Annotated in this window: 26 protein-coding genes; 6 read left to right on the top strand and 20 right to left on the bottom strand. The window is 61.2% G+C overall.

The genetic code is table 11. The features are described from left to right. The coding region (locus B9N72_RS15875) for a helix-turn-helix domain-containing protein (protein ID WP_143477847.1) at positions 1 to 294 on the bottom strand (294 nt) is incomplete at its 3' end. A gap of 96 nt (positions 295 to 390) precedes the next feature. Between B9N72_RS15875 and B9N72_RS15870 the strand changes: the two genes are divergently transcribed. Continuing rightward, on the top strand, positions 391 to 894 hold the full coding sequence (locus B9N72_RS15870) for a VOC family protein (protein ID WP_085277271.1): 504 nt from the start codon (positions 391 to 393) through the stop codon (positions 892 to 894). Between the two features lie 89 nt (positions 895 to 983). Here the strand turns inward: B9N72_RS15870 and B9N72_RS15865 are convergent, their stop codons facing one another. From B9N72_RS15865 to B9N72_RS15855, 3 genes are read right to left on the bottom strand one after another with little or no spacing between them, the layout of a single operon-like run. Further along, entirely contained in the window at positions 984 to 1,757 is a 774-nt protein-coding gene (locus tag B9N72_RS15865; RefSeq protein ID WP_085277270.1) for a transporter substrate-binding domain-containing protein, read from the bottom strand. Positions 1,758 to 1,814: 57 nt separating this feature from the next. Continuing rightward, on the bottom strand, positions 1,815 to 2,630 hold the full coding sequence (locus tag B9N72_RS15860) for a carbon-nitrogen hydrolase family protein (RefSeq protein ID WP_085277275.1): 816 nt from the start codon (positions 2,628 to 2,630) through the stop codon (positions 1,815 to 1,817). Between the two features lie 10 nt (positions 2,631 to 2,640). After that, the gene (locus B9N72_RS15855) at positions 2,641 to 3,795 is read right to left on the bottom strand and encodes a methionine aminotransferase (protein WP_085277269.1); all 1,155 of its coding nucleotides are present in this window, start codon (positions 3,793 to 3,795) and stop codon (positions 2,641 to 2,643) included. Between the two features lie 127 nt (positions 3,796 to 3,922). On the opposite strand from B9N72_RS15855, the gene B9N72_RS15850 reads away from it, so the two are divergent. Continuing rightward, on the top strand, positions 3,923 to 4,864 hold the full coding sequence (locus B9N72_RS15850) for a LysR substrate-binding domain-containing protein (protein ID WP_085277268.1): 942 nt from the start codon (positions 3,923 to 3,925) through the stop codon (positions 4,862 to 4,864). Between the two features lie 255 nt (positions 4,865 to 5,119). Here B9N72_RS15850 and mnmA read toward each other — a convergent pair whose 3' ends face one another. The 3 genes from mnmA to B9N72_RS15835 are packed head-to-tail and all read right to left on the bottom strand — an operon-like array spanning position 5,120 to position 7,187. Then, complete coding sequence (gene mnmA / locus B9N72_RS15845; RefSeq protein WP_085277267.1) at positions 5,120 to 6,196, bottom strand: tRNA 2-thiouridine(34) synthase MnmA; 1,077 nt, start codon at positions 6,194 to 6,196, stop codon at positions 5,120 to 5,122. Beyond that, the gene (locus B9N72_RS15840) at positions 6,193 to 6,726 is read right to left on the bottom strand and encodes a hypothetical protein (protein WP_085277266.1); all 534 of its coding nucleotides are present in this window, start codon (positions 6,724 to 6,726) and stop codon (positions 6,193 to 6,195) included. The genes mnmA and B9N72_RS15840 overlap by 4 nt, the downstream gene beginning before the upstream one ends. Further along, positions 6,723 to 7,187 (bottom strand): NUDIX hydrolase, encoded by a 465-nt coding sequence (locus tag B9N72_RS15835; protein ID WP_085277265.1) that lies wholly within the window; start codon positions 7,185 to 7,187, stop codon positions 6,723 to 6,725. Before B9N72_RS15835 ends, B9N72_RS15840 begins: the two co-directional genes overlap by 4 nt. 83 nt (positions 7,188 to 7,270) lie before the next feature. On the opposite strand from B9N72_RS15835, the gene B9N72_RS15830 reads away from it, so the two are divergent. Together B9N72_RS15830 and bfr are read left to right on the top strand one after the other, a co-directional pair. Beyond that, positions 7,271 to 7,477: a bacterioferritin-associated ferredoxin gene (locus tag B9N72_RS15830; protein ID WP_085277264.1), complete on the top strand. Its 207-nt coding sequence runs from the start codon at positions 7,271 to 7,273 to the stop codon at positions 7,475 to 7,477. 104 nt (positions 7,478 to 7,581) lie between these two features. Then, a complete protein-coding gene (gene bfr / locus B9N72_RS15825; protein WP_085277263.1) occupies positions 7,582 to 8,052 on the top strand; it encodes a bacterioferritin in 471 nt (156 codons plus the stop codon). 59 nt (positions 8,053 to 8,111) lie between these two features. Here the strand turns inward: bfr and B9N72_RS15820 are convergent, their stop codons facing one another. Continuing rightward, positions 8,112 to 9,695, bottom strand: a complete 1,584-nt coding sequence (locus B9N72_RS15820; protein WP_085277262.1) for a YdgA family protein — start codon at positions 9,693 to 9,695, stop codon at positions 8,112 to 8,114. 135 nt (positions 9,696 to 9,830) lie between these two features. On the opposite strand from B9N72_RS15820, the gene B9N72_RS15815 reads away from it, so the two are divergent. Together B9N72_RS15815 and B9N72_RS15810 are read left to right on the top strand one after the other, a co-directional pair. Then, positions 9,831 to 10,997, top strand: a complete 1,167-nt coding sequence (locus tag B9N72_RS15815; RefSeq protein ID WP_085277261.1) for a DesA family fatty acid desaturase — start codon at positions 9,831 to 9,833, stop codon at positions 10,995 to 10,997. A gap of 126 nt (positions 10,998 to 11,123) precedes the next feature. Then, entirely contained in the window at positions 11,124 to 11,474 is a 351-nt protein-coding gene (locus B9N72_RS15810) for a RidA family protein (protein ID WP_085277260.1), read from the top strand. Between the two features lie 65 nt (positions 11,475 to 11,539). Here B9N72_RS15810 and B9N72_RS15805 read toward each other — a convergent pair whose 3' ends face one another. The 12 genes from B9N72_RS15805 to secD form a co-directional block, all read right to left on the bottom strand. After that, entirely contained in the window at positions 11,540 to 13,672 is a 2,133-nt protein-coding gene (locus B9N72_RS15805; RefSeq protein WP_085277259.1) for a pilus assembly protein, read from the bottom strand. 11 nt (positions 13,673 to 13,683) lie between these two features. Then, positions 13,684 to 14,310 (bottom strand): pilus assembly PilX family protein, encoded by a 627-nt coding sequence (locus B9N72_RS15800; protein WP_234986010.1) that lies wholly within the window; start codon positions 14,308 to 14,310, stop codon positions 13,684 to 13,686. Positions 14,311 to 14,312: 2 nt separating this feature from the next. Beyond that, entirely contained in the window at positions 14,313 to 15,521 is a 1,209-nt protein-coding gene (locus tag B9N72_RS15795; protein WP_085277257.1) for a PilW family protein, read from the bottom strand. Between the two features lie 10 nt (positions 15,522 to 15,531). Beyond that, positions 15,532 to 16,005 carry a type IV pilus modification protein PilV gene (gene pilV, locus B9N72_RS15790; RefSeq protein ID WP_085277256.1) on the bottom strand — a complete coding sequence of 158 codons (474 nt, stop codon included), beginning with the start codon at positions 16,003 to 16,005 and terminating at the stop codon, positions 15,532 to 15,534. 2 nt (positions 16,006 to 16,007) lie between these two features. Further along, on the bottom strand, positions 16,008 to 16,562 hold the full coding sequence (locus B9N72_RS15785; RefSeq protein WP_085277255.1) for a GspH/FimT family pseudopilin: 555 nt from the start codon (positions 16,560 to 16,562) through the stop codon (positions 16,008 to 16,010). Continuing rightward, entirely contained in the window at positions 16,556 to 16,978 is a 423-nt protein-coding gene (locus B9N72_RS15780) for a type IV pilin protein (protein WP_085277254.1), read from the bottom strand. The genes B9N72_RS15785 and B9N72_RS15780 overlap by 7 nt, the downstream gene beginning before the upstream one ends. 85 nt (positions 16,979 to 17,063) lie before the next feature. Then, the gene (miaA, locus tag B9N72_RS15775) at positions 17,064 to 18,023 is read right to left on the bottom strand and encodes a tRNA (adenosine(37)-N6)-dimethylallyltransferase MiaA (RefSeq protein WP_085277253.1); all 960 of its coding nucleotides are present in this window, start codon (positions 18,021 to 18,023) and stop codon (positions 17,064 to 17,066) included. A 142-nt stretch (positions 18,024 to 18,165) separates the two neighbouring features. Continuing rightward, complete coding sequence (sbcB, locus tag B9N72_RS15770; RefSeq protein ID WP_085277252.1) at positions 18,166 to 19,593, bottom strand: exodeoxyribonuclease I; 1,428 nt, start codon at positions 19,591 to 19,593, stop codon at positions 18,166 to 18,168. A 256-nt stretch (positions 19,594 to 19,849) separates the two neighbouring features. Beyond that, positions 19,850 to 21,739: a DNA mismatch repair endonuclease MutL gene (mutL, locus tag B9N72_RS15765; protein ID WP_085277251.1), complete on the bottom strand. Its 1,890-nt coding sequence runs from the start codon at positions 21,737 to 21,739 to the stop codon at positions 19,850 to 19,852. Next, positions 21,736 to 22,392, bottom strand: coding sequence for a DedA family protein (locus tag B9N72_RS15760; protein ID WP_085277250.1), 657 nt, complete (start codon positions 22,390 to 22,392; stop codon positions 21,736 to 21,738). The genes mutL and B9N72_RS15760 overlap by 4 nt, the downstream gene beginning before the upstream one ends. A gap of 120 nt (positions 22,393 to 22,512) precedes the next feature. After that, positions 22,513 to 23,448: a protein translocase subunit SecF gene (gene secF, locus B9N72_RS15755; RefSeq protein WP_085277249.1), complete on the bottom strand. Its 936-nt coding sequence runs from the start codon at positions 23,446 to 23,448 to the stop codon at positions 22,513 to 22,515. A 40-nt stretch (positions 23,449 to 23,488) separates the two neighbouring features. Continuing rightward, complete coding sequence (gene secD / locus B9N72_RS15750; RefSeq protein WP_085277248.1) at positions 23,489 to 25,330, bottom strand: protein translocase subunit SecD; 1,842 nt, start codon at positions 25,328 to 25,330, stop codon at positions 23,489 to 23,491. Positions 25,331 to 25,351 lie beyond the last annotated feature (21 nt).

The following is a 25,351-nucleotide window of genomic DNA, read 5'->3' as shown; positions in this document are numbered from 1 at the left end:
CAGTTTGGCTGGCCGTCCACCGGCACGAGCATTCAGGATGCCGACTAGACCGTGGCGTTCCCAGTTGTGAATCCATGTTCTGATGCTCTCGCCGCTGATTCGCAACACGGCGGCAACGGTGGCAATGTCCTGACCTTGGTTGACAGCAATCAACGCCTTGCCGCGCAAGCGGAAATATTCCTTGGGGTGTGCTTTGGCTAATTGTTCAAGAGTGCAGACTTCAGCTTCATTCAAGGTCAATGTGAGTTTACGCATCGTCGAACCGGCATCAGGGAGATACGCAAACAGAAGCAAAAATCATTCCAACTTAGTTGTGCGGCACTACTTAGTTTCCGATATACTGCCTAGGGAATACAGGCCACGCTGAGGTGGCCGAAGGACGAGGACTGCATGCTAAATCTTGGAAAAATCGACCATATCCATGTTCGTGTTACGGATGCCACCAAGGCAATCGAGTGGTACCAGCGCGTGCTGGGTCTGACGCCCGATCCGCGCTACCGGCACATGCAGGAAGAGCCGCATGGCGTTACCATGGTGGCCAACCCCAGTGCCACCGTGCGTCTGGCGCTGTGTGAGGATACCGAGTCCAGTACTGCGGTCGGTGCCGTAGCCTTCGTAGTGAGCGGCCAGGAGTTCATGGAGTGGATCGACCAGCTGGCCGGTGAGCGCGTCACCAATCGCGAGGGGCAGACCATAGCCCGCGACTCGGTGTACGATCACCACTTCTTCTGTTCGCTGTCGTTCGTCGACCCGTTCGGCAACGCCTTCGAAGTCGTTAGCTACGACCATACTTGGCTGACTGGCAAGCTCAAGCTCAATGGCCGCAGCAACGTCAATGGCCATAACACCCTGAATGGTCATAGCGGTCTTAATGGCCATGTCCATAATGGTTAGTGAGTTGGCCGAAGCACAATGAAAACCCGCCGGATGGCGGGTTTTTTGTTGCCCGCCGCGAGGGATGGCGGCGGCGGGTGAACACGGCTTCAGTCGGCTAGCAGGCCGTCGAGCTTATGTTTCACCAGCAGCTCGTGATACACGCCTTTCTTCTTCACGGCGTCGATGGCGGCGTTGAAGCGAGCCTTCAGCGCGCTGTCCTGCTTGCGTAGCGCCACCGCCACGCCTTCGCCCAGTACCTTGTCCTGGCGGCCGTCGAATACCGGGCCAACGAACTCGAAGCCCTTGCCAGGCGCGGTTTCCAGGAAGCCTTTCTGCAGTTGTACGGTGTTGCCGAAGGTGTAGTCGGCACGGCCCGAGGTCAGCTCCATCATCGGGTCCTGGGCGTTGACGTAGCGCTTGATGGTGGCGGACTTGCCGAACTGCTGGGTGACGAAGCGGTCCTGCGGCGTTCCGGTCTGCACCGCGATGGTCTTGCCGCTGAGTGCCGCCGGCTGAATCTCGCCCTTATGGCCTTTGGCCGTGACGAAGCGATTCTGCATCAGGTAGTAGACCTTGCTGAAATCCACCGCCTTGCGCCGCTCGTCGGTGATGTTCATCGATGACATGATGGCGTCGTATTTCTTCACCTGCAGCCCGGGAATCAAGCCGTCCCACGGTTGGTTGACCACCTCGCATTGCACCTTCATTTCCTTGCACACGGCGTAGGCGAAGTCCACCTCGAAGCCGGATACCTTGCCGTTGGCGTCGACGTATTCGAACGGCGGGTAGGTGGCGTCGGTAGCGATGCGCAGGGTATCGGCCGAATGCGCCGCGAGTGGAACGATCAGCGACAGCAGGGCCAGCGTGGTTTGCTTCTTCATGGTGTTGCCTTCCTTTGTAGAGGGGATGCGGACCGTCTTGTTGTAAGGGATCCGGCGTTAGTCCAGACGCCGGTGTTGTAAGGCGGGCAGGCGCTGGCGCAACTGCGCCTGCCGATTCAGATCGAGTGTGGCCAGAGCGATGCCTTCGCCGTCGTCGTGGCGGGCCAGCACCGTGCCCCACGGGTCCACGATCAGGCTGTGGCCGAAGGTGCGCTTGCCGCCGGGGTGCACGCCGCCCTGGCCGGCGCCGATGACAAAGGCCAGGTTATCGACAGCACGGGCGCGCAGCAGCAGCTCCCAGTGAGCCTCGCCGGTGGTATGGGTGAATGCGGCCGGGGCGGTGATCAGCGTCGGCTCCGGGCGCTGGCGGTACAGCTCGGGAAAGCGCAGATCGTAGCAGACCGACAATCTCAGCGGTCCCCACGGCGTGTCGCCGCTAGTCACCTGTTCACCGGCACTCATGGTGGCCGATTCGTCGTAGCGCTCGCTGCCGTTGTCGAAGCCGAACAGGTGAATCTTGTCGTAACGCGCCCGGCAGCGGCCGTCCGGCCCGAACAGCAGGCTGGCATTGAACATCTTGCCCGGCTCCGGGCTCGCTAATGGGATGGTCCCGCTCACCAGCCACAGCCGGTGCCGTTCCGCCAGTTCGGCCAGACAGTGGTAGATTGGGCCGTCACCGAGCGGGCGGGCCAGCGCGACCCGTTCGTTCTCATCCTCCGGCATCAGGTAGAAATACTCCGGCAATACCACCAGTTCGGCTCCAGCCTCGGCGGCCTCAGCCACCAGGGCGCGGGCGCGTTCGAGGTTGGCCGAAAGGTCATCGCCGGACACCATCTGGACGGTGGCGGCGGTAAGCTGCTGTGCAGTTGACATCATCGGGCTCCTACAGGCGGCAGAGGCTCTCGGCCCCGGCACGCAGCGTGGCGTCGTCCTTGGCGAACGACAGGCGGATCAGACGATGGTCGGTGCCGTCGCTATAGAACGCCGACACCGGAATGGTCGCCACCTGGTGTTCGCGGATCAGCGTCTGCACGAAGTCGCTGTCGGATTGGTCGCTGATCTTTTCGTAGCTCGCCAGCATGAAGAAGCTCCCGGCCGACGGCAGCAGCGTCAGGCGCGAGCCGGCCAGGCAGTCGACCAGCAGGTCGCGCTTCTGCTGGTAGAAATCCGCCAGTCCGAGATAATGAGACGGGGTCTGCATGATGCGCGCCAAGCCATACTGCATCGGCGTGTCGGCGGCGAACATGGCGAACTGGTGCACCTTGCGGATCTCCTCCATCAGGGCCGCCGGCGCCAGGCAGTAGCCGACGCGCCAGCCCGTGATATGGAAGGTCTTGCCGAACGAGGCCACCACCACCGCACGCTCGGCCAGCTCCGGGTAGCGACTCATGCTGTGATGCAGCGCGCCGTCGAACACCACGTGTTCGTAGACCTCGTCGGACAGCAGCACGATGTCGGTGCCGGCGGTGAGGCGCTTGAGTGCGGCGATGTCCTCGTCGCCCAGCACGGCACCGCTCGGGTTATGCGGGCTGTTGAGCAGAATCATGCGGGTGCGCGGTGTGATGCGCGCGGCGACCTCGTCCCAAGGGATGGCGAACGTCGGCGGCGCCAGCTTGAACGACACCACCTTGGCCCCCTGCAGCTCGATCATCGGTGCATAGCTGTCGAAGCAGGGCTCGAACACGATCACCTCGTCGCCGGGGTGGACCAGCGCAGTGATGCTGGCGAACAGCCCCTCGCTGGCACTGGCGGTGATGGTGACCTCGTGCTCCGGGTCGTAATGATGGCCGTACAGCGTCGCCACCTTGCCGGCGACCGCCTCGCGCAGCGCGTACAGTCCGGCCATCGGCGAGTACTGGTTGTGGCCGTCGCGCATGGCCTGGTGAGTGTGCTCGATCAGCTCCGGCGCGCAGGGAAAGTTGGGCGCGCCCTGCGACAGGTTGATCGCCCGGTGCTCGGCGGCGAGCTGGCCGATCACGGTGAAGATGGTGGTGCCCACGTTCGGCAGTTTGGAGCGTGGTGTGATGGAGTCGGTCATATCATCCCCCGGTTGTTGTGTCTGTGCCATCGGGTGGCGTTTGACCCCATTAAACGGGCGCCGGGGCTTGTGCGACAAACGATTTATCGGCATGTTATGCATGAGTTTTTTTCAGGCATGACACGTCGTGACACCACGCCAACTTCCGCTGTACGGCCTGCAGGTTTTCGAGGTTGCCGCTCGCCACATGAGCTTCACGCTGGCGGCGGACGAGCTTTGTCTCACGCAAGGCGCCGTGAGCAAGCAGATAGCCCAGCTAGAGCAACAGCTGGGCTACCCCTTGTTCCATCGCCAGGTGCGCCGGCTGGTGTTGACCAGTGAAGGCGAGGCGCTGCTGCCCTATGTCACGCGTGCGCTGGCGACGCTGGGCAAGGGTGTGGAAGCGGCGCGGCTGGCGCGCGACCACCTGCGCCTGAAGGCGCCGTCGTGCATCTCGCGCTGGCTGCTGCGCGAGATCATGCAGTTTCGCAAGGAGCACCCGGAGATCGAGGTCGAAGTCACCAGCGTGCACGAGCACGATGTCGACTTCGCCAAGGAGCCGTTCGATCTCGCCATCGTGTTTGGGCCGGTGCCGGCGCGCCAGCCGCGGCAGACCGCGCTGTTCCGTGAGCAGCTCACGCCTGTCTGCGCGCCGGCGCTGCTGGAATCGTTCGGCCATTCTCTGAACGAACCGGAAGATTTGGTTCGCTTCCCGCTGCTGCACGCCTCGCGAGACCGGCGCGACTGGACGCTGTGGCTGAAATCGGTCGGGGCCAAGGGCGTCAACCCAGCCAGCGGCCAGTTGTTCGACACCCTGGACCTGGCGATGAACGCCGCCCAGCAAGGCTTTGGGGTGTCGATGGCGGATGTGGTGCTATTGGAGGAAGAACTGAAGCGTGGCACGGTGATCACGCCCTTCGCCCAAACCTTGTTCACTGGCAACGGCTATCTGTTGGCGCTGCCGGCGGCAAGACGCACTGCTGAGGCCGCGCAGCTGCTGCACGACTGGCTGGCGGCACGCCATCCGCTGTCGGACGAGCCGCAGCCCGGCCCGGTGCCGGGCGAAACATCCGCGCAGGCCATGCCCTGAGCCACGAAAAGGAAACGGCCGCTGTGAGCGGCCGTCGTGTTGATAGTCGTATTGATAGAGGAGAGAGTGGGGCTCAGAACGGGTTCAGGATCCGTCGCGAGTGGCCGTTGGATTGAGTGGCAAGGTGAGGGCAGAGCGGGTGAAGAAATCGTCGCGAGCGCCTCAAGGCAGGCTTGAGAAGCGCAGCCGTACAAATGGTACGGCGAGCATCGCAGAGGCTGCCTTGAGGGGCGCAGCAGATTTATTCGCCTGCTCTCAGCGGATGATGCCGCCGCCGAGACACACATCCCCATCGTACAGCACCGCCGACTGGCCCGGCGTCACCGCCCACTGCTTGTCGCGGAAGGTGAGGGTGGCCTGGCCATCCACCACCGGCGACAGCGAACAGGCTGCGTCGGCCATGCGGTAGCGGTTCTTGGCAGCGTAGTCGCCGGCTGCCGGTGCCTCGTCCAGCGTCCACGACAAATCGCCCATCGCCAGCGTGCTCTTCAGCAGCAAGGGGTGGTCGTGCCCTTGCACCACGATCAGGCGGTTGCCTGGGATGTCCTTGCCAGCCACGAACCACGGCTCGCCGCTGCCGTCTTTGGCGCCGCCGATGTTCAACCCTTTGCGCTGGCCCAGCGTGTAGTACATCAGTCCCTCGTGCTGGCCCACGCGCTTGCCCTCCGGCGTTACCATGTCGCCCGGCTGGGTCGGCAGGTAGCGCTGCAGGAACTCGCGGAACGGCCGCTCGCCGATGAAGCAGATGCCGGTGCTGTCCTTCTTGGCCGCCGTCGGCAAACCGGCCTGTTCGGCCAGCTGGCGCACCTCGGTTTTGCGGATGTCGCCCAGCGGGAACATCGCCTTTGACAACTGCGCCTGGTTGAGCCGATACAGGAAGTAACTCTGGTCCTTGGTGTGATCCACCGCCTTCAGCAGGTAGTGTTTGCCGTCGTGCTCCGCCTTGCGCGCGTAGTGGCCGGTGGCGATGCAATCCGCCCCCAGCGCCATGGCGTAGTCGAGGAAGGCCTTGAACTTGATCTCGGCGTTGCACAGCACGTCCGGGTTGGGCGTGCGGCCGGCCGAGTACTCCTTGAGGAAGTACGAGAACACGCGGTCCTTGTATTCCTTGGCGAAGTTGACGATCTCCATGTCGATGCCGACGATGTCGGCCACGCTCATCGCGTCCAGTGCATCCTGCTTGATCGAGCAGTATTCGTCGTCGTTGTCGTCTTCCCAGTTCTGCATGAACACGCCGATCACCTCGTGGCCCTGCTGCTTCAAGAGCCAGGCGGTGACCGACGAATCCACGCCGCCGGACATGCCGACGACAATGCGTTTCTTACCCGTCACGGGGAATATCCTTCTTTCCAAATAGCGAGGGGCACCACCTCCGGCGGTGCCCCGAAATCCTTGAACCAACTGTCCACGGCCCAATCCTCACCGTTGCCACCGTCGTGCAACACGGCGGTGTAATGCAGGTCGAGGATCGATGGCGCACGCCACACCGGCTTGCCGACAGTATGAAACCGCAGCCATCCCTGCTCCTGCAGATAATTCAGGAAGGTGGTGACGTTGCGGCTGTGATCCACGCAATCCATGCGTCCATCGGCGGTACCGTCCGGGAAGTTGCCTCCCTTGTCCTGCCAGATGGGGGTGCTACGCCCAGCCATCAAGTACAACTCCCGCACCGCGGCTTTGATGGCGGCGCGCTCGGCCTCGGCCGTGGCGTCGTTGGACAGCAGACGGGCCAGCCGCTGCTTGTCATCGGCGCCGACCTCGAAGTGGGCCTCACGTTTGCAGCCATAATGGTAACAGAGGGGGAGGGCGTCCGCATGGGCGTCGCTGACGGCCAGCACTCCGAGCCAGAGCCACCACTTCATGTCTTGTCCCGGTTGCTGAGGTGCTGGATCACCGCCAGCGGCAGGCGCTGGCCGGCTAGCCAGTCCTCCAGGCTCAGCGCCACGGCCGGGCTGCGATGCTGGCGGGTACGGGCACGGATTTCCGCCGCGGTGAGCCAGGGGGCGGCGACGATGCCATCGTCCAGGCGGCGCTCCGTCTCTTCGCGCAAGGCCCGGCCGCAGAAGGTGAAACGCAGGTAGGTGATATCGCTGCCCGGCTTGTCAGCCAGGTAGATGCCCACCAGCGCTTCCGGTTCGAAATGCCACGCCGTTTCTTCCAGCACTTCGCGGCGCACCGCCTCGAACAGTGTTTCGCCATGTTCCAGGTGGCCAGCCGGCTGGTTCAGGCGCAGTCCTTCGGGGGTGTCTTCTTCCACCATCAGGAAGCGGCCTTCGCGCTCGATGACGGCGGCCACGGTGACATTTGGTTTCCAGATTCTCATGGGGTGGTCGGTTCCAGTTGACAATGGTTCTTGTTTATTCTCATAATGATAATAATTCACATTTATACGTGCTGGGTGAAAACATGTACGTTTGTCTTTGTCATGGTGTGACCGATACGCAGATTCGCGATGCCGTCATGGACGGGGCAACCCGCCTGCGTGACGTCGCTCAGCAACTGGGCGTCGCGACCGACTGCGGCCGTTGCGCCAGCTGTGCCCACCAGCTGATCAAAGACACCCTGACCGAGCTCACCGCCGAAGCCCACTCGCCCTTTCGCGAAGTCGCCTGAGCCGCGCTGCCTCCGGCGCAAACTTCACCGCAAGTCACATCACCCGGCCTTGCGCTGGTAAACCCGTGTGCAATAATTTCAAGATATGCGCACAGGAGCTTGTCATGCAAGGCGATAAAAAAGTCCTAAAATTCCTCAATCAAATCCTCAAGAACGAACTCACCGCCATCAACCAGTACTTCCTGCATGCCCGCATGTACAAGAACTGGGGTCTGAAAAAGCTCAACGAGCATGAGTATCACGAATCCATCGACGAGATGAAGCATGCCGACCGGCTGATCGAGCGCATCCTGTTCCTCGAAGGCCTGCCCAATCTGCAGGATCTGGGCAAGCTGTACATCGGTGAAAAACCGCAGGAAATGCTCGAACTCGACCTCAAGCTGGAGCTGGAGGCGCTGCCGCTGCTACGCGAAGCCATTACCCATTGCGAGAGCGTCAGCGACTACGTCACCCGCGATCTGCTCGAAGACATCCTGGAAGGCGAAGAAGAGCACGTCGACTGGCTGGAAACCCAGTTGGGCCTGATCGAGAAGGTCGGCCTGCAGAATTATCTGCAAAGCCAGATGGAAGACTGAGCGGTCGCAAGACCGTAATGGAACAAGGGGGCCTAGGCCCCCTTGTTGGTTTGTGGCGATCAGCTGCCGGTGCTGGCCGGTGTGGCGTCCGGGGCGTCGCTCTCTTCCCATGGCAGATCGACCTTCTTGTGATTGATGGTCATCACGCCATGCTTGTATTCCAGATCGGTGGAAATCTGACCGTTCTGCTGTTTCAGATAGCCCTGCTCGGTCCATTGCGCCAGCTGGCTGTCGAGCAGGCTGCGCGCCAGATCGTCGACTTCTTTCAGGTTCGGCTGGTCTTCCGCCGAAGCGTCGACGGTGAACAGGTTGCGCGCCTGCGCCACCACCAGATCTTCCAGGGTCTGGCGCGGCAGGTTGACGCTGGCCTCGGCCTCGAAGCGTTTGAGGAAGGTCAGCGGGTTTTGCAGGTCGGTCTTCTGGAAGCCGGTGAGCGTCAGGTTACCCTTGAGCCGCGCTTCGCCGCTCGGCATGCGCAGCGAGAACTCGTTGACCACCAGGCGCGGGTTGTTTTCCAGCAGCGGTACGCCGTAGGTCTTGATGGCATTCACGTAGCGCTGGCGCAGAATGGTCGGGTCAACCCCTTCGAACGGAATCTTGCCGATCTCCTGATCGAGCTTGAGCAAGGTCGGGCCATGCAGATGGTTGGCCGACACGTCGAGCTTCATCGGGCCATACTGTTTGTCGTTGAGGTTGAAGCTGGCGAAATCGAACTTGCCGCGCGTATTGACGAATTGGTCCTGCTCGCTGGTCACCATCTGGTAACGCAGGTCTTTCAGTCCTACGTTGGACGGGCGGAATTCGCCGGACGGGTTGATGAACTCGCCGACGCGAATGCGCGTCAACACGTAGACCAGCTCGTTGAGCTTGAGGTTATACGGAACGCTTTCCTTCCAGTTGAGCTGGACGTTGCCTACCGTCAGCTCGCTGGTGCCAAGCTTGATGCCGCTGTTGCCCGGACGCACGTCGGACAGGTACTTGACTCCGTCGAAGGCCAGCGAGCCCTTGGTCGACGCTTCGAGCAGGAACCCGGGCGAGAGAGCCTCGGTCTTGTATTCCTTGTAGCCGGAGGCGTAATCGACCTTGAGGTCGAAGCCCTTCCACTTGACCTTCACCCCGGACAGCGCTTCGTCGTAGTCGAACGAAGGGATGTTGACCTCCAGCAGGCCGCCGCCGCCGAAGCCCAGGCGGTTGGTGACGGTGATGGGGTCCTTGTCGCCGAAGAACCGCGATAGCGTCTTGCGGGTGGCGTCGCTCATGGCGAACTCGGTCGATACCAGGGCGCGCGCCGGGCGGAAGTCGAAGCTGCCGATGCCTGGCAGCGGGCCGTGCTTGACGTGATGGGTAAAGCGGATGGTCGAGCCGAGCAGGGGACGCAGGTTGTCCGGCAGCATGGCTTCGTACGGCCCCGACAGGCGGCGGTTGAAAGTGAGCTCGGTGGTCTCGGTGGACGAGAACCAGCCTCGTTCATAGCTGTGGGACTTCACCTTGAACAGAGGAAACTCCGCCAGCATGCGGTGTTGTTCGGCCAGCGTATCCTCGGCCTTGAGGCCAGCCCAGTAGGCGGCCCCGCCGTACAGGACGAACAGGCCACCCAGTACTCCACCTGCAATGATCAGACGTTTTTTTTGCGGCACAAGCATCGGCTTCTGAAAGTGTAAAAAGACATCATATGTTACACCAGAGCGCTAGGGGAACACATCGGCGAAGAAAGAGTCTGACATTGCGCTAACTATTTATTACAATGAGACTTTATCCCTGATGAGGTGTGCGATTTAATGGAATGGATTAATGGTTTGATTGACTTGCCGTGGTGGGGATATGTTGCCGTCGCCCTGGTGCTGACGCACATTACCATCGCCTCGGTGACCATCTTCCTGCATCGCCATCAGGCTCACCGCGCCCTGGACCTGCATCCTGTTCCAAGCCATTTCTTCCGTTTCTGGCTCTGGCTGACCACCGGCATGGTGACCAAGGAGTGGGCTTCGGTGCACCGCAAGCACCACGCCCGCTGCGAAACCGCCGAAGACCCGCACAGCCCGCAAGTGCTGGGCATCAAGAAAGTATTCTTCGAAGGCGCCGAACTCTATCGTGTCGCCTGCAAAGACCGTAGCACCATGGAAAAATTCGGCCATGGTACCCCCGACGACTGGCTCGAGCGCAACGTCTACACTCGTCACAGCGCCAAGGGCATCATCCTGATGATGGCGATCGATCTCGTGCTGTTCGGCCCAATCGGGCTGACCATCTGGGCGGTGCAGATGATCTGGATTCCGCTGACCGCGGCCGGCATCATCAACGGCATCGGCCACTACTGGGGCTATCGCAACTTCGAGAACGAAGACGCCTCCACCAATATCCTGCCTTGGGGCATTCTGATCGGTGGCGAAGAGCTGCACAATAACCACCACACTTTCGGCACCTCGGCCAAGCTCTCCTACAAATGGTACGAGTTCGACATCGGCTGGATGTATATCCGCATCCTGGAAATGCTGGGGCTGGCGAAAGTCCGCAAGGTAGCGCCCAGGTTGGCCGAAGACCCGTCGCGTCCGCACCTGGATGTCGAACATCTGCAGGCGGTGGTTGCTAACCGCTACGCTTTGGCGGCCCGCTATGCGCGCGAACTGAAGGGTGTCTATCGCAGCGAGATAGAAAAACTGGGCCAGGGTAATCTGGCCGGCAAGATGAAGACCTGGCTCAAGCAGGAGGCCAAGGACACGCCGGAGGAAGAGCGCAAGCAGCTGGCGGAACTGCTGGAAAAGAGCCATGTGCTACAGACCATCTACTCCATGCGTCAGGAGCTGTCCCGGCTGTGGGAGCGCTCCAGCCTGACGCGCGAGCAGCTGCTGAAAGAGCTGCAGGAGTGGTGTGCTCGTGCCGAGGCCAGCGGCATCGAAGCGCTCAAGACCTATGCCCAGCGCCTGCGCCGGGTGTCCATTGCCTGATCAGGCATTGACCCAGAACGGGTTCTGATACACTGCACGACGGCGGGACGCACTCCCGCCGTTTTTTATTGTCGGGCTCCAAGGGGGAGCCCGTGTGCGAATTCCACTGTTTATTTAAGGAGTGCCATGACCATCTATCGTCACAAACCGGGCAAGCGGCTGGCCGAGGCGGCCGTCGTCAACGGCATGATTTTCCTGGCCGGCCAAGTGCCGGAAAACACCGACGCCGACGCGCGCGAGCAGACGGCCAACGTGCTGGGCCAGATCGACACGCTGCTGGCCGAACTGGGTTCGGACAAGACCAAGATTGTCGATGCCACCATTTTCCTCGCTTCGCTGGCCGACTACGATGCCATGAACAAGGCCTGGGACGCCTGGGTGGCCGAAGGCCACGTACCGGCACGTGCCACGGTAGAGGCCAAGCTCGCCAATCCTGCCTGGAAAGTTGAGATCAAGATCATCGCCAGTCGCGGCTGAGAGTATCGAGCGTGCACAAAAAACCCGGTCGATGAGGCCGGGGTTTTTTTGTGGGAGCAGGCAGCTTACTGGGTGATCACTTCGCGCCAGAACACGCCCTTCACCGTGCTGCCGGTGCCGCCGCTGGTGGACAGCAGGTTTCCAAGGTCGACTTTGATCGTGTCTCCGTCTGTGGAACGGATCAGTGCTTTATATTCCCCTGTCGAAAGCTTAACGATGGTTGGCCTGCTGGCCAGGAAGTTGTTGTTGGCGCTGGCATTCGAGAGGGTGTAATACGCAGTTTGAAAACCAGTTTTGTAATCAATGGCATAGAGCCAGCTCTCCATGCCGGTGGTCCCATTTGTACAAGCGGAAGCGGGCTTGTTGGCGGTAAACAGTACTTTACCGTTGGCCAAGGCTGGGGCATTGATGACCCGCTGACCAGTGGGTAGGTTCGCCAGCCAACCATAAGTCGAAACATTATTGGGGTTTATGGCGGTGGAGCCAGTATAGGCGCTGGAGGATGTGTCCGTGCTTTGTGCTAGAGAAATGGTACTCAGCTGGCTCGGGATAGTTGCACTTGCGTCTGTGTAGCCACTGTCATCAACCCGATCGATCAGGCCATACATTGCCCCAGTGTCACCGCTGTCAACATCAGAGGGGGTCAGGTAGCGCCCCGTTCCAACATAGACAAACCGTTTCGGTGAGCCATTAATATCGATTTCAGCCAGTTCAGGCTCGCTTGTGATAGGTTTGCTGAGACTTGCCAGTTTGAGCGGATTGGGCCAACTGCCGGGAGTTCCTGTCAGGTCGAAACGCCAGACGTTGCCGTCTAGGTCGCCGCCATACACATATTTGATTTGATTGAGCGAGGAATAGCTATCAGCGAAGCCAGCAAGTTTGTTGAGTCCTTTGCCTTCCACCCTGAAGCGTTGGATTGGTAAGCCAGTGGATAAGTCAATGACAAATAGATAGCTGTAATTCGAGATATTGCAACGATTAGCATTGGCTATGCTGGAGTCGTAGTTGATGTTGACACAATTAATGCCGGAGCCAATGTCGGTATTGCTGAAGCCTCCCGCAAAGATGGCGACTTTGGTGGGGGAGGTGGTCGAATCGTTAAGTTGAGTAATAATAGGTCGCCCATAGAGGTAACCGACATAAGCGTTGGAATCAGTGCTGGTCTCGGTGGAGTTGAATGTCCATTGAGATGTTGGCTGCGAAGTTATCGTTGTGCTGGTGTTGTTGTTACTGCTGTTTACGGTTGTTTGGTTGGTACCAACCTGAATCGAATAAACGCCTTTCGCCCCTTTACCAAAACCGCTGGCCAAGTAATAGGTACTGTTCGTGGTGGTTTGATTGCCGCTCGTTGTTTTTGTGCTGAATGGCTCGATAACTGGCGTAGAGTCTAGCCAATATTTGTGAGTGGTATAAGTGCTGCGGACATAAGTGTCAATCTTTGGGGCTTCGGTTTGCCCGACACTAGCCAAGAAGGCTTTAGGGATGTAGGCCCATGCTTCATTACCAGCGGTAGTAGCACTTTGGCCGCTTCCACCTGTTACAGTATAGAAAGCGTGCAGCATTCCATCGTTGGCTGGCTGGAAAAGGCGTTGCAGCCCAGAAACATAAACCGGCTCGCTATGAATGATGGTGCCAATTGCATAACTGCGTAATCCACTGACGGTGGAGGTGCTACCGAGTAATTTGCTAATGATGTTAGAACATTCTTGTTGAGTAGATGCTTGTAGATAGGTGAGCCATAGAGAGGGGGTACTAGTTTGAGTGCCACCATTTCCATTGCTTGTTGTGGTTACTGTCGGATCACAAAGCGAGGAGGCAAGTTGAGTGGCCGTTCCGCTGGGGTTGCCGTAGACCGTCCGAGAGGTACTGGTTGCGGCAGTCCATAGCGGAGTGGGAACGATGGCATCGTTGGTGTTGGTGTCGATAATCGCGCCCGTAGCGGGGTCGATGCTGAAGGCTTGCAGTGCACCAGTGAGGGCATTGTAGTTGTAATAGGAGGCAAACATTGTGCTATCCCCCTGCACAATGTTGGAGTTGGTGACGGCGGCGGCTGCGCCACTTTGGGATGTATCGGAGGCGCAGACTTCCAACGGGTAGTCCGGCAATGTCGTTGTACTATCGGCCTGGGCCAGCAGAGGAACCATGGCCAGTGCGGCTGCCAGAGCCGTGCGCCCCCTTCGTCCTTTCGCAGTGAACATGGCGGTGTTTCCTATCGCGTGAGAATGGTCTGGGACATGCTCAGGCTGCCGCCTGGGCCTTCGGCGCGGCTGGTGACGCGGTAATAGATGCTATTGTTGGAACTCAAGCCGGAGAACACCGTACTGCCGATTTTCTTGCTGCCTCCCAATGTTGATGTGCTACCACTCGAGGGGATGGCGTACTGGCATTTGCCGGCCTTGTCGGTGACGGCTGTGCCCAGGGTGCCGGTGCACAGGCGTTCGATGACGAATTTCACGGTATAGCCCGAGCTGTTGGGAACATTGATGGCACTGATCGTGGACCAATCTATGTTGTCCGGTACGCCGTCGCTATTGGTGTCCAGGTCCACCGGGTAGTAGCAATTGTTGAAGGTGGTCGAGTTGGCGCTGCAACTGGCAGCATTGGAACCATCCAGCGTGGTGCTGCTCAGGCTGCCGAGCGCCGACAAACCATATTGCAGCCCGACATCGGTGAGGTGGATGCCACCCTCCCGGAAGGCGAGGTTACGCGTCATCAGGCCGGAGAAATCCACCACCCGTACCATGGCCACGCCGATGAGCAGGATGGCGATCATGGCGATCAGGGTGATGACCAGCGAGACACCACGCTGGGCGCTCTTCAGGGGGTGTGTCGTCATAGCTAGCCGGCGGACCATATCGTGTTCCTCAGCGGGATGACGCTTTCGTAGATGCGGTATTTGTAATGCTGCCATTCGGTACCGCCCGCGCCGCCGTCCAGCCGTACCTTGGTACCACTCCAGATACAGATGCCGTTGGAAAAACCGGAACAGGCGGTGGTGACGATGCCGCTTTCGCGTTTCGGGACGCGGGATACTACAGCCAGCTTCACCGCCTGCAGGGTGAGAATCTTGGTCAGGCTGGCGCTGTCATTGGCCAACGTATTGGCATCGTAATGGTCAGAGCCATTATCTACTGCGTCTTTCCAGGAGAAAGTGCTGCTGCCAGCGGCCTTAACTCCATACTGCGCCTGCATGTTGATGATGTTCTCGCCCAGCGTGTAGTTGACGGTGGCAACACGCATCGAAGCGTCGGCGAGCTTCAGTTGGCGGTTGCTTTCGTCCACCGAATAGGTGCTAGTAATGATGTCCGAGCCGATCTTAATGATGTAGTCGCCGCTCTTATAGCCGGGCCATCCACTGGGATCCCCTGCAGGATTGTAGACCTTGCCATTGGTATTGTTCTGGCCTGGGTTCTGCTGCAGGGTGAGAGCCTGCCCATTCGATGCGGTGAGGTCGAAGCGGGTGCAGTAACCCTTGCTTTCATCCAGGGGGGTTGTTGCTGGGTCGTTAGGGGTGATACCCGGGGGATGATACAAAACTGAGAATGTGGCCACTTCAAAGCCCGAGACTGAGTTGACCTTGAGTGTGGAGGATGGCTTCGGCATGTCATCTCTGAGGGTGGTCAGGCCGAAGCTGATGTTGCCTTTCCCATTGCGGACGAGTATCTGGTCGGCCTCACCGTTGGTTCCGCCGTCGACGATGAGCAAAGGTGCAATGGATGTGCCGAAGCTGGCGCCAGTAAAAGTGTCGGGTCCGCCATTAGCTCCATTGGTGCCAACATACGAAAAGCTCTGGGCACAATTGATCAGCGTCCCGATCTGGGTGCCGTAGCCAGCGCTGCGGATTGCCTGTTCCATCAGCACCATGGAAGTCAGCCCCTGGTTTTGACCTTCCGACGCGGAGTCGGTGGTTTTGCGCTGGTTCCACCACAGCCCCATGATTTGCGAGAGCATCAGCGTGGTGATCAGCGCGATGGTCAGCCCGATCATGATTTCGATCAGGCTGATGCCGGACTGGCGGCGCGGGGAGCGTAAATGCGGCTGATTCATGGTGATCGCCTCAGGAAGTGGGGATCAGCGTGGTGGTAGTGAAGTGGCGCACATCGCTGTCGGATGTGTTTTGCCAGCAGATCGTGACGGTGACCTGATTGGCGGAACCGCTAAGGGTCGAGGCGATGGTGACCGATTGGCGAGCTGCCGTGGCATTGGGCAGGGTCGAGTTGATCGAGCTCAGCCAGTTGGTGACTTCGGCCTGGCTGGAACTGGTGCTGCTGCCATCACAGGTATGGCCGCTGTTGAAGGCGAAGTTGGTAGCAAAGCTGCCGCTGGCACGGGCCGCCCACATCTGTCCGATCAGGCTGTTGGCGAGGTAGGTGGCCTGTCCGCGGTACTGATTTTCGCTGTTGGCGCGAATGGTGAAGCCTTGCAGGGCGATCAGGGCAAGGATGCTGATGGCGAAAATGGCCATGGCGATCAGGGCTTCGATCAGGGTCGAGCCTTGCTGGTTTTGCCGTGAGATGCCTGGGCGGGCCATGGTCAGCACTTCCTCGGGTCGGTCGAGCTGGTGACGTTGGGGTCGCACAACTTCAGTGCGCCTCCCGTCTGCAGGGTGATGCGCATGTCCTTGCTGTCGGCCGCGGCGATGGTGGTGACGTCGAAGTTCAGTTGAGTGAGGGCTACGACCCCGGAGCAGGTTGTTGTTGTTCCATCCATCACTCGGCCTAGTCCGTTGAAAGTGACATTGGTCACAGTAGATGGGGTCCGGGTGATGGTGACCTTGGGTGCATCTTCAGCAAAGTTTTTTTGCTGAAGTGTCTGTGAAACCGTGCTGCAGTCAGATTGCAGTGTGTTCACAGTCCAGATTTTACCTGTGCTATCGATACTTACCCTTACCAAAGAGTTTGTCCGGATGGCTTCAGCCCGAGCCAGTTGCAGGCTGGCCATGGCGGTGTCAGCGGCATTACGGATCTGGTGGTTCATCAACCAGACAGAAAAGTTGGGCACAGCCAAAGCCAGCACGATGGCCATCAGCGCCAGCGTGATCAGCATTTCGGTCAGGGTGAAGCCGACCTGTCGAGTCCGGCTCAACATTCGTCCCCCTTGATATACCAGCAGGCTTTGACCGGCGAGTAGGTGGTGCCCTTGTATTTGCTGGTGGTCTTGCTGTTGCTCTGATCCAGGCTGTAATCGTAACCGGCCATCACCGTGGCGCCGGTGGCGCTGAGGGTGTAGCCGGTGCTGCCGCTGGCCGTGCAGGCCAGGGTGAAGTAGTCAACCGAGGAGGGTGTCGCACCGCAGGTAGTGCCGGAGGCGGCGTAGCTGCGGTTGTCGGCGTAGTATTGCTCCAGACTCACGCGGGTTTGGGACAGCTGGGCCAGCGCCGCGTTGATGCGGCTGCGCCGCACGTAATCCTGATAGGCCGGAACGGCGAGCGACATCAAGATGGCCACCACGACGATGGCAATCAAGAGTTCAATCAGGGTGAATCCCGCCCAAGCTTTTCTCATAATTTTTCCGGATCCGTCCAATCTTTTTCATGATAGTCGAAAGAGCCCGGTTTAAGGCGCTGATCTGCCGTTGTCCTGTTTGATTTTAAGTAGCGTGTGGCGTCGACGCCGACAGGAAATCGCGACAAACGTTCAGTGCCGTGGTGGTGACAGTCGGGCTGGCGGGCTCGAGGACGGTGACGTCGGGCATCGAGCGCAGCCAGGTCAGCTGGCGCTTGGCCAGTTGCCGGGTGGCGGCGATGCCTTTGTCGAGGAAATCGGCGTAGCTGGCTTGGCCGTCGAGGTGCTCCCAAGCCTGACGGTAGCCGACGCAGCGCATCGAGGGCAGGTCGGGCGTGAGCTCGGGGTAGCGCTGGCGCAGGCGCACGACTTCATCAAGGAAGAACTGTTCCAGCATCAGCCGGAAGCGTAGCGCGATGCGTTCGTGCAGCCAGGCGCGGTCTTGCGGAATCAGCGCCAGTTTGAGCATCTTGAAGCGGGCCGCCTGGCTGCGTCCTTCGGCGTGCCACGCAGAGAGCGGCTTGCCGGTAAGCCGGAAGACCTCCAGCGCGCGCTGGATGCGCTGCGAGTCCATCGGTTCGAGGCGTGCGGCGGTGATCGGGTCGGCTTCGGCGAGTTGTGCGTGCAGTGCGGGCCATCCGTATTTGGCGGCCTCGAGGTCGAGTTGGGCGCGGGTGGCGATGTCGGCGGGCGGCATGTCGGAGAGGCCGTCGATCAATGCCTTGAAGTAGAGCATCGTGCCGCCGACCAGGAGCGGCACCTTGCCGCGTGCCGCGATATCGTCGATCAGGCGGTTGGCATCGGCGTGAAACTGCGCTGCGGAGTAGGATTCCATCGGGCTGATGATGTCGATCAGGTGATGGGGCACCTGGGCCATCTCGTCACGGCTGGGCTTGGCGGTGCCGATGTCCATGTCACGGTAGACCAGCGCGGAGTCGACGCTGATGATTTCCATCGGAAAGTGGCGGGCCAGTTCGAGTGCCAATCCGGTTTTGCCGGAGGCGGTGGGGCCCATCAGCAGGATGGCTTTGGTGGGGGTGGTCATGGGGTGCGGCGATGAGTGCGACAAGGCGATATTGTCGCACCCGACGGGGCTTCGGCCAACCTTTGCAGCGGCACGCAAGGTTGGCCGAAGCGACGGACAGGGTCGCGCAGATTTTCTCCCGGCGCCTGCCGGATGACGGGGCTCAGGCTGGGGCGGTTTGGTCGACAAACTGACGGATGGCCGCTAACAGGGCCTGGCCACGCGCGTCGGCTGTGGCTTCCAGAGAGGCAATCTCCTCCAGGCACTGGGTGCGGTGGCGGCCGGGAATGGCGCCGTCGATCAGCTTTTGTCGGCACCACTCCTGCCAACGGACCTGCTCGGCTGCCGTTAGCGAGCCGGGGAAGTTGCGCGCGCGGTAACGGAACAGTTGCTCGGTGAGCTGTGCATCGTCAAACACAGGGCGCTCGCCGGCCAGTTGCGCCGCCGACAGCGTGCGCAACCGGGTGAGTTCGCGGCGGTCGTTGTTGGAAACGAAGCCACCGTAGAGGTTTTCGTCCACGTCGGCGGGTGCACCGGTCTCGCGCTGGTATACCTTACGCCAGACCGGGGTCAGGTTTGGCAGGGCTTGGGCGGTTTCGGCGTGGCGGTTGATGGCGTCGAGATCGATGCCCCAGTGCTCGGCGCGCTCGGCACTCAGGACGCGCAGGTTGCTCACGACGAATGGCGATTTGTTGATGTGGATGGTTTTGATCGGGAGCCGGCTGACGCCATCGGGCAGCTCGTCGTTGCGGCTGAACAGTCGCTGGCGGATCGTATCCGGGCCGAGTCCGCGCAATTCGGAGGGGTCGTAGGCCAGATCCCAGACGATGACTTCGTTCTTGTTGCTCGGGTGTTCGGCCAGTGGCCAGATCACCGCCAGGTTGCCGCGCTCAGCCCCGTACATGCCGGAGACGTGCAGCAGTGGGCGCGGGGCGTGCAGGCTGAGCTGGTGACGCACGGCGTCTTTTTTGCGCAGACCGAGATAGAACTCGAACAGCTTGGGCTGGTGTTGGCGGATCAGCCGTGCCAGAGCGATGGTGGCGCGCACGTCGGAGAGCGCATCGTGCGCGGTCTCGTGTGCCAGCCCATTGGCGGCGGACAGGTGCTCGAGCTTGAAACTGGGCAGGCCGGTATCGTGCTTGGGCCACTCGATGCCTTCGGGGCGCAGCGCGTAGGTGGCGCGAACCAGGTCGAGCAGATCCCAGCGCCCGCACTGGTTCTGCCACTCGCGCGCGTAGGGGTCGATCAGATTGCGCCAGAACAGGAAGCGGGTGACTTCGTCGTCGAAACGCAACGAGTTATAGCCGACGCCGATGGTGCCCGGCGTGGCCAGTTCGCGCTCGATCACGCCAGCGAATTCGTGCTCGGCCACGCCGTGTTGTTGACACAGCTGGGGGGTGATGCCGGTGAGCAGGCAGGCTTCTGGCGAGGGCAGATAGTCAGGCGCCGGTTGGCAATACAGCATGACCGGTTCGCCGATCTCGTTCAGCTCTGCATCGGTGCGGATGCCGGCGAACTGCGCCGGGCGGTCTTGGCGCGGCACGGCGCCGAAGGTCTCATAGTCGTGCCAAAAGAAGGTGTGAGAGGACATGGGATGGCGAAGTCGGTCGGAAAATGCGGCATTGTCGCACCACGGCCCACTTCGGCCAATCGCCAGCGGTCGGGTATCTCTGTCAGAACCTGCTCACGATCTGTCGCGAGCGTCCCTCAGCGGGGTGAAGAGCAGCACAGAAACCGGAATGTACACACAGTACATGAGGATTTCTGATCGCAGAGCGAATCAGAGATTCGCACGCAGTGCGCATGAGCCCCGCTCAGGGACTCGCAGCAAGAGCGTGAACAGGTCCTCAGCGCCCGCGCATGAACAGGTTGTCGAGGTCCTTCATGCTCAGCCGGCTCCAGGTCGGGCGGCCGTGGTTGCACTGGCCGGAGCGCTCGGTGGCTTCCATGTCGCGCAGCAGCGCGTTCATCTCGGCCAGCGTCAGCTGACGGTTGGCTCGCACCGCACCGTGGCAGGCCATGGTGGCCAAGAGCTCGTTGCGGCGCTCGGTCAACACCTGTGTCAGGCCGAATTCGCGCACGTCCTTCAGCACCGCGCGTGCCAGTTCCACCGGGTTGCCATCCTTCAGCCACACCGGTACGCCGCGCACGGCGATCTGGGTGGGCGAGAGCGGAGCGAGTTCGACGCCGAGCCGCTTCATCTCCTCGCCGTGCTCGTGTACCGTGGCGGCCTCCATGCGGTCGGCAGCGAACGACACCGGCAGCAGCAAGGGTTGCATCGGGATGCTGTCGCTCTCCAGCGCGGTCTTCAGCCTTTCGTAGACGATGCGCTCGTGCGCCGCGTGCATGTCGACCACGATCAGCCCTTCCTGGCATTGGCTGAGGATGTAGACGCCGTGCAACTGTGCCAGTGCGAAGCCGAGCGGCGGGATGCCGTCGTCGCTGTCGGGCAGGGCGGCCAGCGTGGCCGCCGGTAAGGGGGACGGCAGTGGCATCGCTGGGCGGCTGTCGGCTTGGCGTTCTTCCTCGCGCAGCCCGGAGAACATCGCGTCATACATGCCGACGGCCTCGCGCGCTACGTTGAGCGGAATACTCTGCTGCTCGTAGCGGAAGGTCTGTACTGGAGTACGGCTGCTACCCGCACCACCACCGAACAGACCTGACGGAGCCTGTGCGCCGCTCGACGGGGTGGCCGAAGCCGAATCGGCTGCGGGATTGTCGGCCAATGCGACGGCCGGTGCGGCTCCGGCGGTGGTGGCCGCCAGCGCCTTGTTGACGCTGTGGAACAGAAACTGGTGGATGGCCTGCGATTCGCGGAAGCGCACCTCGATCTTGGTCGGGTGCACGTTGACGTCGACGCCAGCAGGGTCGATGTTCAAGAACAGCGCGTAGGCCGGATGGCGGTCGTGATGCAGCACGTCGCGGTAGGCCTGGCGTAAGGCGTGCTGTGCGGTCTTGTCACGCACGAAGCGGCCGTTGACGTAGAAATACTGCGCATCGCGACTGGCCTTGGAATAGGTCGGGCTGGCCACGAAACCGGCCAACTGCAGCCCACCGGCCGTCGTTTCCAGTGGCAACGCGGAGTCGACGAAATCCTTGCCAAGCAGCGCCCCGACGCGCTCGGCCAGGGATTGCGATGGCAGGCGCCACACTACCTTGCCGTTGTGGCGCAGCAGGAACTCCACCTGCGGGTGCGCCAGCGCGATGCGCTCGAAGGTCGCCGCGCAGTGGGCATACTCGGTGTTCTCGCTCTTGAGGAACTTGCGCCGTGCCGGGGTGTTGAAATAGAGATCGACCACCTCGACACTGGTGCCCGGCGCGTGCGCCGCCGGTTCCACCGGGTGCAGTGCACCGTCGATGGCGATGATCTGGTGCGCGTGCGCTTCCTCGTGGGGGCGGCTGATCAGTGTCAGCCGCGACACCGAGGCGATGCTGGCCAGCCCCTCGCCGCGAAAGCCCAGGGTGGCGACGCTTTCCAGGTCGGCGAGGGAGGCGATCTTGCTGGTGGCGTGGCGGTCGAGCGCCAAGGGCAGATCGTCCGGCACGATGCCGCCACCGTTGTCGGTGACGCGGATCAGCTTGATGCCTCCTTGCGCCAGGTCGACGGTGATCTTGTCGGCGCCGGCATCCAGGCTGTTTTCCAGCATCTCCTTCAGCGCCGAGGCGGGACGTTCCACCACCTCGCCGGCGGCGATCTGGTTGACGAGGTGGTCGGGCAGGGAATGGATGCGTTTCATGCGGTCTTGCGAGAGAGACGCTTGTGGCGCCAGATTTCGATGATGCCCGGCAGCAGCGAGACGAAGATGATGCCGAAGATCAGGTATTCCAGGTTGCTTTTCACTGCCGGCAGGTTGCCGAACAGGTAGCCGGCGTAGGTGAAGCTCGCCACCCACAGCACACCGCCGATCACGTTGTAGGCCAGGAAGTGGCGGTAGCCCATGGTGCCGATCCCGGCCACGAACGGCGCGAAGGTGCGCACGATCGGCACGAAACGAGCCAGGATGATGGTCTTGCCGCCATGGCGTTCGTAGAAGGCGTGGGTCTTGTCGAGATAGCTCCGTTTCAGCAACCGCGGGAAGCGTTCGAACAGCGACAGGCCGAGATGGCGGCCGATGGCGTAGTTGACGGTGTCGCCGAGGATGGCGGCGGCGATCAGCGTGGCGACCAGCGCGTGCGCGTTCATGCCGCCGGTGGCGGCCAGCGTGCCGGCGACGAACAGCAGCGAGTCGCCGGGCAGCACCGGCGTCACCACCAGCCCGGTTTCGCAGAACACGATCAGGAACAGGAACAGGTAGATCCACGGGCCGTAGGCCGCCACCAGTGCAGCCAGATGGCGGTCGATGTGCAGCACGAAATCGAGCAGAAATTGAATGGCTTCCATGGCGCTCATTGTACAGGAGGTTGGCCGAAGCCGTTGAGACGGCGAGCAAGAGGGGGAGGGCGAGCTACTCGCCGGTGGCGATCAGGCATCAAAAAAGAAACTGGCCGGACGAGCCGGCCAGTTCAGCGATCAGACTACCGCTTCGTCCTTGGGTTTCTGCGGCTTGATCATGTGCTCCCGTACCACGCCCAGCCACAGCGCGATCGGGCTTGCCACCAGTACCGACGAGTAGATACCGAACACGATGCCGATGGTCAGCGCGATGGCGAAACCGTGCAGCGCCGGGCCGCCGAAGACCAGCATCGACAGCACCATGGCCTCGGTACAACCGTGCGTGATCAGGGTGCGGCTCATGGTGGCGGTGATGGCGTTGTCGATGATCTCGGACACGCTCTTGTTGCGCATCGCCGCCTTGCGGAAGTTCTCGCGGATACGGTCGAACACCACCACCGACTCATTCACCGAGTAGCCCAACACCGCCAGCACGCCGGCCAGCACGGTGAGGCTGAACTCCCACTGGAAGAAGGCGAAGCAGCCGAGAATGATCACCACGTCGTGCATGTTGGCGATGATGGCCGACACGGCAAAGCGCCATTCGAAACGCAGCGCCAAGTACAGCATGATGCCCAGACACACGATGATCACCGCGGTCAGGCCGTGGGTGACCAGTTCCTCGCCCACGCTCGGGCCGACGAACTCGACCTTGCGCAGTTCCACCGCCGGGTCGGCCGCCTTCAGTGCGCCCATCACCCGCTCGGACAGCTGGGCCGAGGTGATGCCCTGCTTGCTCGGCAGGCGGATCAGCACGTCGCGCGAGGTACCCAGGCTCTGTACCGTGGCCTCACCGAACTTGAGGGCATCCACCCGGTTGCGGATGTCGCCCAGATTAGCCGCCTGCCGGTACTGCACTTCCATCACCGTGCCGCCGGTGAATTCCACGCTGAAGTTCAGCCCCTTGGTGAACAGGAAGAAGACGGCCAGCAAGAAAGTCACCAGCGAGATGGTGGTGGTGAGCCGGCCGTAGCTCATGAACGGGATATCCCGTTTGATGCGGAAAAGCTCCATTGCGTCCTCTAGGGGTAAAGGGGGCTATCGCCCCCCATGCTTACGTTTCAGGTTTCCAGACCTGGCCGATCGATACCGTGGTCAGGCGCCGCTGGCGGCCGTACCACAGGTTCACGAAGCCGCGCGATACCAGCACCGCCGAGAACATCGAGGTCAGGATGCCCAGGCAGTGCACCACGGCAAAACCGCGCACCGGGCCGGAACCGAAGATCAGCAGTGCAAGACCGGCGATCAGCGTGGTGATGTTGGAGTCGAGAATGGTCGCCCAGGCGTGCTGGTAACCGGCCTGGATCGCCGAGTGCGGCGGTACGCCATTGCGCAGTTCCTCGCGGATGCGCTCGTTGATCAGTACGTTGGCGTCGATCGCCATACCCAGCGTCAGCGCGATGGCCGCGATGCCCGGCAGCGTCAGCGTGGCCTGTAGCATCGACAGCAGCGCCACCAGCATGAACAGGTTGACGCCCAGCGACAGCGCCGAGATCAGACCGAACACACGGTAGTAGATCAGCATGAACACGGCGATGGCGGCAAAGCCCCACAGAGTGGAGTGGAAGCCCTTCTCGATGTTCTCCTTGCCGAGGCTCGGGCCGACCGTGCGCTCTTCAATGATGTTCATCGGCGCGGCCAGAGAACCGGCGCGCAGCAACAGCGCGGTGTCGTTGGCTTCGGCCACGTTCATGCTGCCGGAAATCTGCACCCGGCCACCGCCGATCTCGCTACGGATCACCGGTGCGGTCACCACTTCTGCACGGCCTTTTTCCACCAGCACCATCGCCATGCGCTTGCCGATGTTCTCCGCCGTTACTTGGCGGAAGATTGAAGCCCCGGTCGAGTCGAGATTGATGTGCACTGCCGGCGTGCCGTTCTCATCGAAGCCCGGCTGGGCGTCGTTGATGTTGTCACCAGTCAGTTCCACTTCCTTGCTCACCAGAATCTTCTGCGGGCCACGCGGCGTCAGCTCGTCCAGCAGGTCGTAGCCGCCGGGCACGTTGCCAGCCAGCGCCTCGGCCACCATGCTCTGGTCGTCGGACACCATGCGTACTTCCAGCGTGGCGGTACGGCCGAGGATGTCCTTGGCCTTGGCGGTATCCTGCACGCCCGGTAACTGCACCACGATACGGTTGGAGCCGGATTGCTGGATCACCGGTTCGGCTACGCCGAGTTCGTTCACGCGGTTATGCAGGGTGGTGATGTTCTGCTTCACCGCATCACTCTGGATACGAGTGATTTCTTCCGGCTTCAGCGTCAGGCTCAGCTTGAAGCTGTTTTCATCGCTGGTGAAGCTCAGCGAGGGCAGGGCACGCGCCACGGCGTCTTCGGCGGCCTTTAGTGTGGCCGCGTCACGCAGTTGCACTTCCAGCGTGTTGCCGTTGCGCTTGATGGCGCCGAAGCGGACCTTCTTGTCCTTGAACTCGCGGCGGATATCGCCGGCATAGCGTTCCATGGTCTTGTCGGTAGCCGCCTTCATGTCCACTTCCAACAGGAAGTGCACGCCGCCACGCAGGTCGAGGCCCAGGAACATCGGGTAGGCCTTGAGCTTGGTCAGCCAGTCGGGCGAGGCCGCCAGAAGGTTCAGTGCGATGATGTACTGATCGCCAAGAGCCTGCTGGATGACGTCGCGCCCCTTGATCTGGGTGTCCGGATCATGGAAGCGAACCTTGAGGCTGTTGCCGTCCAGGAACAGGCCGTCCGGCGTGATGTGCTGGGCAGTCAGCGCGGCTTCGACGCGGCCCATCAGCGCGGTGTCCACCGGAATGGACTGACGCGAGCTGGAAATCTGGACGGCGGGAGTCTCGCCGAAGAAGTTGGGCAGCGTGTAGATCGTCGAGACGATCAGCGCTACCACGATGATGAAGTATTTCCAGAGTGGATAGCGGTTCATGAGCGAGAGTCTGGCAGAAGG

The organism is Pseudogulbenkiania subflava DSM 22618 (assembly GCF_900177275.1).
Taxonomy (GTDB): domain Bacteria; phylum Pseudomonadota; class Gammaproteobacteria; order Burkholderiales; family Chromobacteriaceae; genus Pseudogulbenkiania; species Pseudogulbenkiania subflava.
Note: the sequence above shows the minus strand (reverse complement) of the source record. Positions and strands in the feature narration are given on the sequence as shown.

Excerpts from the sequence above, each read along its gene's own strand:
- B9N72_RS15870 (WP_085277271.1), top strand. The coding sequence starts at position 391 with ATGCTAAATCTTGGAAAAATCGACCATATCCATGTTCGTGTTACGGAT.
- B9N72_RS15865 (WP_085277270.1), bottom strand. The coding sequence starts at position 1,757 with ATGAAGAAGCAAACCACGCTGGCCCTGCTGTCGCTGATCGTTCCACTC.
- B9N72_RS15860 (WP_085277275.1), bottom strand. The coding sequence starts at position 2,630 with ATGTCAACTGCACAGCAGCTTACCGCCGCCACCGTCCAGATGGTGTCC.
- B9N72_RS15855 (WP_085277269.1), bottom strand. The coding sequence starts at position 3,795 with ATGACCGACTCCATCACACCACGCTCCAAACTGCCGAACGTGGGCACC.
- B9N72_RS15840 (WP_085277266.1), bottom strand. The coding sequence starts at position 6,726 with ATGAAGTGGTGGCTCTGGCTCGGAGTGCTGGCCGTCAGCGACGCCCAT.
- B9N72_RS15835 (WP_085277265.1), bottom strand. The coding sequence starts at position 7,187 with ATGAGAATCTGGAAACCAAATGTCACCGTGGCCGCCGTCATCGAGCGC.
- B9N72_RS15830 (WP_085277264.1), top strand. The coding sequence starts at position 7,271 with ATGTACGTTTGTCTTTGTCATGGTGTGACCGATACGCAGATTCGCGAT.
- bfr (WP_085277263.1), top strand. The coding sequence starts at position 7,582 with ATGCAAGGCGATAAAAAAGTCCTAAAATTCCTCAATCAAATCCTCAAG.
- B9N72_RS15820 (WP_085277262.1), bottom strand. The coding sequence starts at position 9,695 with ATGCTTGTGCCGCAAAAAAAACGTCTGATCATTGCAGGTGGAGTACTG.
- B9N72_RS15815 (WP_085277261.1), top strand. The coding sequence starts at position 9,831 with ATGGAATGGATTAATGGTTTGATTGACTTGCCGTGGTGGGGATATGTT.
- B9N72_RS15810 (WP_085277260.1), top strand. The coding sequence starts at position 11,124 with ATGACCATCTATCGTCACAAACCGGGCAAGCGGCTGGCCGAGGCGGCC.
- B9N72_RS15805 (WP_085277259.1), bottom strand. The coding sequence starts at position 13,672 with ATGTTCACTGCGAAAGGACGAAGGGGGCGCACGGCTCTGGCAGCCGCA.
- B9N72_RS15800 (WP_234986010.1), bottom strand. The coding sequence starts at position 14,310 with ATGACGACACACCCCCTGAAGAGCGCCCAGCGTGGTGTCTCGCTGGTC.
- B9N72_RS15795 (WP_085277257.1), bottom strand. The coding sequence starts at position 15,521 with ATGAATCAGCCGCATTTACGCTCCCCGCGCCGCCAGTCCGGCATCAGC.
- pilV (WP_085277256.1), bottom strand. The coding sequence starts at position 16,005 with ATGGCCCGCCCAGGCATCTCACGGCAAAACCAGCAAGGCTCGACCCTG.
- B9N72_RS15785 (WP_085277255.1), bottom strand. The coding sequence starts at position 16,562 with ATGTTGAGCCGGACTCGACAGGTCGGCTTCACCCTGACCGAAATGCTG.
- B9N72_RS15780 (WP_085277254.1), bottom strand. The coding sequence starts at position 16,978 with ATGAGAAAAGCTTGGGCGGGATTCACCCTGATTGAACTCTTGATTGCC.
- miaA (WP_085277253.1), bottom strand. The coding sequence starts at position 18,023 with ATGACCACCCCCACCAAAGCCATCCTGCTGATGGGCCCCACCGCCTCC.
- sbcB (WP_085277252.1), bottom strand. The coding sequence starts at position 19,593 with ATGTCCTCTCACACCTTCTTTTGGCACGACTATGAGACCTTCGGCGCC.
- mutL (WP_085277251.1), bottom strand. The coding sequence starts at position 21,739 with ATGAAACGCATCCATTCCCTGCCCGACCACCTCGTCAACCAGATCGCC.
- B9N72_RS15760 (WP_085277250.1), bottom strand. The coding sequence starts at position 22,392 with ATGAGCGCCATGGAAGCCATTCAATTTCTGCTCGATTTCGTGCTGCAC.
- secF (WP_085277249.1), bottom strand. The coding sequence starts at position 23,448 with ATGGAGCTTTTCCGCATCAAACGGGATATCCCGTTCATGAGCTACGGC.
- secD (WP_085277248.1), bottom strand. The coding sequence starts at position 25,330 with ATGAACCGCTATCCACTCTGGAAATACTTCATCATCGTGGTAGCGCTG.